The following is an 8,758-nucleotide window of genomic DNA, read 5'->3' as shown; positions in this document are numbered from 1 at the left end:
AAATTATTTGAAGCATTTTCCCAAACTGAAACAGGTAAAAATAGTCAAGAAGGAACAGGATTAGGATTACCCATTAGTCGTAAATTTGTGCAGTTAATGGGAGGAGATATTACCGTCAAAAGTAAAGTAGGTAAAGGTACAACTTTTAGATTTCAAATTCAAGTAAATGTTGCCAATAAAACAGATGTAGAAATTGAACAAAACCCGCGTAATGTCATAGCTTTAAAACCCCATCAACCTCGTTGTAAAATCTTAATAGTGGATGACCGCCCCACCAATCGTTTATTATTGATTAAATTATTACAACCATTAGGATTTGAATTAAAAGAAGCAGAAAATGGAAAACAAGCAATAGAAATCTGGAATGAATGGCAACCTAATTTAATTTGGATGGATATGAGAATGCCAGTAATGGATGGTTACGAAGCAACTCAAATAATTAAAGGTACAACCAAAGGAAATGCCACGGCAGTAATTGCCTTAACAGCAAGTGTATTAGAAGAACAGAAAGCAATTATTTTATCAGCAGGATGTGATGATTTTGTCAGAAAACCATTTCGAGAATCAATAATTTTTGAGACAATGAAAAAGCATTTAGGAGTGGAATATATTTATCAACAAGAAACTCCAGCTCCAACTGCCAGTGAATTGCCAAGTTTAACAGTAGAAGATTTGCAGGTAATGCCTAGTGAATGGTTAGAAAAACTGTATGATGCAACGAGAGCTTTAGATGACGATAGTATCTTAGAATTAATAGAACAAATTCCGGTTGAACAATCTTTATTAGCGGAAAAATTAACTAATCTGGTGGATAATTTTCAATTGAAGACTATTAGAAAATTACTTGAATCATTTGATTTTTGACCATCAATATATTAGATATCTCCAGAAAAAAAAAGGGAATAGGGAATAGGGAATAGGGAATAGGGAACCCACCCCTCGCCCCTCCCAGGAGGGGAGTAATTGATAATTTCTGTGGGATAATTGATTTTATTTTTGATTTTTGGAGATGTCTATTATGAAAAACCATGTATAAATAGGGTTTGCGCTCAAAAGTCTTATGGTTAAGGGTAGGAGACAGGAGACAGGAGACAACCCACCCCTAACCCCTCCCCCTCCCAGGAGGGGAGAAACGGGGAATTTATAGAGGAGGTAGGAGGAAGAATAATCAAGGGATTATTCTGCGCAACTATGTGCCTAAAATGCTAATTTTTTGAACCATTACGAGCTAAAAGCTTGGACTTTTTCCAACTTAAAAATGCGCTCAACCTTTATATGTAAATGCTTTTAGATTTAATCAGCAAACCCTAAATATTATGAAAAACCATGTATAAAAATCGTCTCAAAAATAATAAATATTATCAGCCAAATATAAACAATAGCAGGACTCAACTGTTTGGGAAACATCCCATTCGGATAGGGTGCATCTCATATTTACAAAAATACTTTTTTCCTATATATTGCCTATTGCCTATTGCCTGTTGCCTGTTGCCTGTTGCCTTGGGAGAAGACCGCTCCTTTCAGACTAAACAGAAAACAGTGGAAAATTTAGCTACCTTGGCAAAGAAACCAACACCACAGATACTCCGAGCAAGAGACCCAGGAAAATTTACCAAATTTAAACATATCACCAGTGAAGATGGACTTCCAGAAGATAGAGTCTGGAATGTTGTTCAAGATAATGATGGGTTTATGTGGTTTGCGATGAATGGTGGACTCATTCGCTATGATGGCAATGGAATGAAAATTTTTCAGCACGATCCTAATAACCCTAGTAGTTTGAGTAGCGATCGCACCAGAGACCTATTGATAGACCGTAGTGGTACACTCTGGATTACAACTTGGAATGCTGGACTTAATCAGTATGTACCTTCCACAGAGAGTTTTACCCACTATTATCACGATCCAGATAATCCCCACAGTCTGAGTAGCGATGCACTTCGAGCTATCCATGAAGACAGTCAGGGAAATTTATGGATTGGTACTTTGGGTGGTGGACTTAACAAACTGAATCGAAATACAAACAAATTTACTCGCTACCAACATGATTCCACAAATCCCCACAGCTTAATTAATAACGATGTGTTTAAAATCTATGAAGACAGCAAAGGTGTGCTTTGGATAGCAACTTATGGTGGTCTGGAAAGGTTTGACTATGAAACAGAAAAATTTACCCATTATCAGCACGATCCGGATAATACCTATAGTCTCAGCGACAATGTTGTACGAGGAATTTATGAAGACAGTCGCGGGAATTTATGGGTGGGTACTCAAAACGGTCTTAACATCTTAGACCGGGAAACCCAGAAATTTACTCGATATCAATACTATCCCGACAATATCAATAAGTCAGATAACAACACAGTTTTTACAGTATCAGCAGTTGAGGATGATGCTGGTTTTGTGTGGTTTGCGACTTGGGGTAATGGACTTTTCCGATTCGATCCCCAAACCAAAACCTTTACCCATTATGAACATAACTCTGGCGATCCCTATAGTCTCAGTCATGATAATACTCTTCCGCTCTACAAAGACGAAATCGGCAAATTGTGGATTCCGACAGAAAGGGGTGTGAGTATACTGGATCTTTTAGCCAAACCATTTATTCATTATCGTGCTATCCCTGGTGATGATAATAGTTTGAAACATAATGGTACCAATGCTATTTATGAAGACCGATCAGGTATTGTCTGGATTGGAGGTAGTGGTGGGTTAACAAGATTTGACCGAAATTCAGGACAATTTACCCATTATGAATACGACCCCAATAATCCCAATAGCTTAAATAACCCGACGGTTAAATCTATTTGTGAAGACCAGAAGGGAAATCTTTGGATCGGTACTATCGGGGGAGGGTTGAACAAGCTAAATCTCAAGACAAACCAATTTACTCATTACGTTCACGATCCAAGCAACCCCAACAGTCTCAGCAATAACCTCATCCATGACGTTGAGTGTGAAAGTCAAACGGGGAAAATCTGGATCGGCACCTGGGGAGGAGGTTTAAACCAATTCGATCCTGAGACAGAGAAGTTTACTCACTATACCCACGACCCGGACAACCCGAAGAGTCTGCTCAACAATCAAATTCGTGTTCTTAATGAAGACAGGGAGGGAATACTTTGGATCGGTACTTTAATCGGACTAGATAAATTTGACCCTAAAACAAAAACCTTTAGTCGCTATTATCACCGTGCGAACGATAAAAATATAATTGGATATAATCTCAGCACTGCTGCTACTATCCAAGACATATATGAGGATCAACAAGGTCAACTTTGGGTCGGTAGTAGTTCAGGATTAGGAAAATATGACGATCGCCAAGATAAATTCATCCAATATACTGCCGATCACCATGGATTACCAAGAGATTCAATTTATGGCATCTTAGAAGAAAATACCTCTAACGATGAAAAGGGAAGAGGTTTGTGGTTGAGTCATAGTAGTAAGGGACTGACGAGATTTAACCCTGAGACAGGAAGTGTTCACAATTATGATGTGAGGGATGGACTACAAAGTAATGCTTTTCTTTATAGCACTGCTCAACATAAAACTAAGGATGGTAAACTTTGGTTCGGTGGAGTAAATGGTATCACTGCTTTCTATCCAGAACAAATTCAGGATAATCCCAACATTCCGACTGTATTTATCACAGACTTTAAACTGGAAAATAAACTTGTTCCTATTGATGAAAATTCAGTTCTCAAGGAATCTATCCTCAAAACCAAACACTTAACCCTCTCCTATAAAGACCGAATCTTCTCCTTTAAATTTGCAGCATTGAATTTCCAATCACCAGAAAAAAATCGCTACAAGTACAAATTAGAGGGATTTGATCGAGACTGGAATGAAGTAAGTAGTAAAGATAATTCTGCCACCTATACCAATTTAGATCCTGGCAATTATGTATTTCGGGCGATCGCCTCGAATAATGATGGACTGTGGAACGAACAGGGTGTTTCTATCAAGATTACAATTACACCACCTTGGTGGGAAACTTTTTGGTTTAGAGCAGCAATGGCGATTTTATCTTTGGGAGTTGTACTAGGTGGGGTGTGGTGGCGTATATATGAAACGGAAAAACGTAATCGCGAACTGGAAACTGAAGTCAAAAAACGTACTGCTGAATTACAAGATTCAAATCAACAGTTAGTTATTGCCAAAGAAAAAGCGGAAGTTGCAAACCAAGCAAAAAGCAGTTTTATCGCTAATATGAGTCACGAATTACGCACTCCATTAAATGCTATTTTAGGCTTTTCGCAAATTATGATGCGTTCTCCAACCTTATCTCAAGAACAGAAGGAAAATACAACTATTATTAATAAAAGTGGCAACTATTTATTGACCTTGATTAATAATATTTTAGACTTATCTAAAATTGAAGCGGGGAAAATGACTCTCCATGGGAAAACCTTTGATTTTTATTCCTTCTTAAATGAACTAGAAGACTTATTACATATTACTGCCGAAAATAAAGGATTAACATTAATTTTTGACCGCCAGGATGATGTACCTCAATATATCTATACTGATGAAACTAAGCTCCGTCAAGTATTAATTAACTTAATCAATAATGGGATTAAATTTACCAAACAAGGAGGAGTAAGTGTAACAGTTGTGAGTCAAAAAGAATCTCCCCTTAATCCTCCCTTGGAAAGGGGGGAAAATTCTGGAAAAAATCCCTCCTTGGAAAGAGGGGAAAGTTCTGGAAAAAATCTCTCCTTAGAAAGGGGAAAAAGTTCTGGAAAAAATCTCTCCTTAGAAAGGGGAAAAAGTTCTGGAAAAAATCTCTCCTTGGAAAGGGGGGAAAGTTCTGGAAAAAATCTCTCCTTGGAAAGGGGGGAAAATTATGGAAAAGCCACAATTATTTTTGAAGTTAGAGATACAGGAGCAGGAATAGCTGAAGATGAAACTCCTAAATTATTTGAAGCATTTACTCAAACAGAAACAGGCAAAAATAGTCAAGAAGGAACAGGATTAGGATTACCCATTAGTCGTAAATTTGTACAGTTAATGGGAGGAGATATTACTGTCAAAAGTAAAGTAGGTAAAGGTACAACTTTTAGATTTGAAATTCCAGTAAATGTTGCCAATCAAACAGATATAGAAACTCAAGAAAATCCGCGTCATGTCATTGCTTTAAAACCCAATCAACCCCGTTATAAAATATTAATAGTGGATGACCGCCCCACCAATCGTTTATTATTGATTAAATTATTACAACCATTAGGATTTGAATTACAAGAATCAGAAAATGGGAAAAAAGCAATAGAAATCTGGAATGAATGGCAACCTAATTTAATTTGGATGGATATGAGAATGCCAGTGATGGATGGTTACGAAGCAACTCAAATAATCAAAGGTACAACTAAAGGAAATGCCACGGCAATTATCGCCTTAACAGCAAGTGTGTTAGAAGAAGAAAAGTCAATTATTCTATCAGCAGGATGTGATGATTTTGTCAGAAAACCTTTCCGAGAAGCAATGATTTTTGAGACGATGAAAAAGCATTTAGGAGTGGAATATATTTATGCACAAGAAAATCCAGACAAAACTACCAGTGAATTACCAAGTTTAACAGTAGAAGATTTGCAGGTAATGCCTAGTGAATGGTTAGAAGAACTGTATGATGCAGCGAAAGCTTTAGATGACGATCTGAGCTTAGAATTAATTGCACAAATTCCGGTTGAACAATCTTTATTAGCGGAAAAGTTAAGTAATTTAGTCAATGATTTTCAATTTAAGACTATTAGGCAGTTAATTGAATCATTTACTTTTTGATATTATGTCCGCTGGTATCGTTTGTGTAAAATCAAGGGTGAATATCTACAGGAAATTTACGTTTTTTCAAGCTTTTAAGCCTTCTTCCCTCTTCCTTCTTCCTTCTTCCTTACTTCACTATACAATACCGATGCTACCGGACATGATATGACAAGAAAATATAGAATTAATGAGAATAAATTTATTGATTATTTATGAATAAGACTTATCTGAAACGACTCTCGATATTAATAATTTTTAGTTTCTGTTTATTGATTTCTGCATCTAAGATTTATGCTCAAAATAATCATAGCTTAGAGAATATAAATAATCCTGTTATTTTAACAGATGAAAATACAGAATATCATTTAGGATTAAATTTAGAAATATTTGAAGATCGAACTAGAAAATTAACAATTGATGATATTACATCACCAGAAATAGAAAAAAAGTTTATCCCTAATACACAATCTATCCCAAACTTAGGATTAAAAAAATCAGCTATTTGGGTGCGTTTTCGAGTTAAAAATAATTCTAGTTCAATAGAAAAATGGAAATTAATATTAGCAGATGTCAGAATGGGAAAAATCGAGCTATATATTCCTCAAGATCGAAAAAAAGAATTTATTATCAAAAAAACAGGTAGATATTTACCTTTTAATACTAGAGAATATAATTATCGTTATTTTATCTTTAATTTACCGTTAAACTATCAACAAGAACAAACGGTTTATTTACGTTTAACTTCTAATTCAATAATTATATTTCCTTTAATAATTTCTTCTTTAGATAATTTTCTGATTAGCGATCAAGATAGTCTTATATTCTTTGGTTGGACAACAGGAATAAGTTTAATTATTTTCATCTATAGTTTATTTTTGTTTATTTCTTTAAAAGATCCCGATTATTTTTATTATAGTATCTTCAATTTTTGTTTTTGTGCTACACGAGTAACAAAACATGGTTTCTATCAACAATTTTTATTTCCTAATTTAACAAATGAATTTGAAATACATATATTATTGGTTTTTCTTAGTCTTTTATCGATCATTAAATTTTCGCATAGTTTTTTAGCAATTAAAAATAGTAATAGATTTCTACATAAGATTAATTTATTTTTGATGATTATTATCATTGTTGTGGTAATTATGAGTTATCTTTTTTTACAAACTTATATTATTATTATTAATTCTATTTTATGTATAATAGCCCCTGCTTTTGTCTTAATTAATACTATTATTAGATTGAAACAAGGTTATACTCCAGCTCGTTATTTCTTTTTAGGTTTATCTATTCCTCTCATTATTATTATTTTTATTGCTTTGACTGTAATACATGCCAATGAAAATAATGTATTAGCTGCAAAAAGTCTTGAAATTAGCTTAATTGTATCTATTTGTTTCTTTAGTTTTGCATTAGGAGATAAAATTAAATTAATCAAAAAACAAAAAGAAAAGGCTCAAACTGAAGCTATCAGTAATGCTGAATTAAACACTAAATTAATTCGAGAACAAAATGTAATTTTAGAACAAAAAGTAGCAGAAAGAACAAAAGAATTATCAATTGCTAAAGAAAAAGCGGAAGTAGCAAACAAAGCAAAAAGCTCATTTATAGCTAATATGAGTCACGAATTACGCACTCCATTAAACGCCATTTTAGGCTTTTCGCAAATTATGATGCGTTCTCCAATTCTCTCTAAAGAAGACAAGGAAAATACAACGATTATTAATAAGAGTGGCAACTATTTATTAACCTTGATTAATAATATTCTAGACTTATCTAAAATTGAAGCCGGAAAAATGACCCTCAATGCTAAAACTTTTGACTTTTATTCTTTTTTAAACGAACTAGAAGACTTATTGCATATTACCGCCGAAAATAAAGGCTTAACATTAATTTTCGACCATCAAGATGATGTACCTCAATATATTTATACTGATGAAACTAAACTGCGACAAGTATTAATCAATTTAATCAATAATGGGATTAAATTTACATCTGAAGGAGGGGTAAGTGTCACAGTTGCCAGTAAAATTTTGCCAAAAAATGGAGAAAAAAAAGCTACTAATGCCAACATTATTTTTGAAGTCAGAGATACAGGAGCAGGAGTAGCTGAAGCAGAAATGCCCAAATTATTTGAAGCATTTTCCCAAACTGAAACAGGTAAAAATAGTCAAGAAGGAACAGGATTAGGATTACCCATTAGTCGTAAATTTGTGCAGTTAATGGGAGGAGATATTACCGTCAAAAGTAAAGTAGGTAAAGGTACAACTTTTAGATTTCAAATTCAAGTAAATGTTGCCAATAAAACAGATGTAGAAATTGAACAAAACCCGCGTCATGTCATAGCTTTAAAACCCCATCAACCTCGTTATAAAATATTAATAGTGGATGACCGTCCCACCAATCGTTTATTATTGATTAAATTATTACAACCATTAGGATTTGAATTACAAGAAGCAGAAAATGGAAAACAAGCAATAGAAATTTGGTCCGAATGGCAACCTCATTTAATTTGGATGGATATGAGAATGCCAGTGATGGATGGTTACGAATCAACTCAAATAATCAAAGGCACAACTAAAGGAAATGCCACGGCAATTATCGCTTTAACAGCAAGTGTGTTAGAAGAAGAAAAGTCAATTATTCTATCAGCAGGATGTGATGATTTTGTCAGAAAACCATTTCGAGAATCAATAATTTTTGAGACAATGAAAAAACATTTAGGAGTGGAATATATTTATGCAGAAGAAACAGCCACTCAAACTCCCAGTGAATTGCCAAATTTACAAGTAGAAGATTTGCAGGTAATGCCTAGTGAATGGTTAGAAGAACTGTATGATGCAGCGAAAGCTTTAGATGACGATCTGAGCTTAGAATTAATAGAACAAATTCCGGTTGAACAATCCTTATTAGCGGAAAAGTTAAGTAATCTGGTGGATGATTTTCAATTTAAGACCATTAGACAATTAATTAAATCTCTTAAATCAGGATAAAA

Annotated in this window: 3 protein-coding genes; all 3 read left to right on the top strand. The window is 34.3% G+C overall.

Features of this window, described 5'->3' with window-relative positions; all coding sequences use genetic code 11:
* A partial coding sequence (locus F6K15_RS08135) for a response regulator (protein WP_293059530.1) occupies nt 1-864 on the top strand: 864 nt, incomplete at its 5' end.
* A gap of 462 nt (nt 865-1,326) precedes the next feature.
* Entirely contained in the window at nt 1,327-5,781 is a 4,455-nt protein-coding gene (locus tag F6K15_RS08130) for a hybrid sensor histidine kinase/response regulator (protein ID WP_293059527.1), read from the top strand.
* 194 nt (nt 5,782-5,975) lie between these two features.
* Nucleotides 5,976-8,756, top strand: a complete 2,781-nt coding sequence (locus tag F6K15_RS08125; RefSeq protein ID WP_293059524.1) for a hybrid sensor histidine kinase/response regulator — start codon at nt 5,976-5,978, stop codon at nt 8,754-8,756.
* Nucleotides 8,757-8,758: the final 2 nt, after the last annotated feature.

Origin of the sequence: Okeania sp. SIO2B3, assembly GCF_010672525.1 — a bacterium.
In the GTDB taxonomy this organism is placed as follows: domain Bacteria; phylum Cyanobacteriota; class Cyanobacteriia; order Cyanobacteriales; family Microcoleaceae; genus Okeania.
Note: the sequence above shows the minus strand (reverse complement) of the source record. Positions and strands in the feature narration are given on the sequence as shown.

Excerpts from the sequence above, each read along its gene's own strand:
- F6K15_RS08130 (WP_293059527.1), top strand. The coding sequence starts at position 1,327 with ATGTATAAAAATCGTCTCAAAAATAATAAATATTATCAGCCAAATATA.
- F6K15_RS08125 (WP_293059524.1), top strand. The coding sequence starts at position 5,976 with ATGAATAAGACTTATCTGAAACGACTCTCGATATTAATAATTTTTAGT.